This window comes from Streptococcus oralis (assembly GCF_001075875.1).
Lineage (GTDB): Bacteria > Bacillota > Bacilli > Lactobacillales > Streptococcaceae > Streptococcus > Streptococcus oralis_I.
Map to the genome: position 1 here is coordinate 1 of NZ_JUOS01000009.1, position 321 is coordinate 321.

The window sequence follows — 321 nt, forward strand, 5'->3', positions numbered from 1 at the left end:
AACGTTTCCAGATGCATCGTTCGTTACAGTTTCAACAACTTTACCTGTTGAATCTTTAAGGACGAAGCTGAATTCGTTAGCTTTAAGCTCACGGCCTTCCAAGCGTTTAGTGAAGTTGAACTCTACTTGTACTGGTACGCTATTCACACGTTTTTCAGTTGGTTTGCTTGGTTTTTCAACTTTCTTCGTAGTTGGGTTGTAGTAGTTGACTACTTGAGCCGCAGTATTTTCGATATCTACACCAGCTGCCACATCAGCTTTCACTGTTGTTGGGATGTCGAACTTGTAGTAACGTCCGAAGGCGAACTTAGTTGTATCGAT

The 321-nt window shown here is 42.1% G+C and carries 1 protein-coding gene; it reads right to left on the reverse strand.

The features are described from left to right. The coding region (locus ADM33_RS00355) for a hypothetical protein (RefSeq protein ID WP_049502691.1) at positions 1–321 on the reverse strand (321 nt) is incomplete at both ends.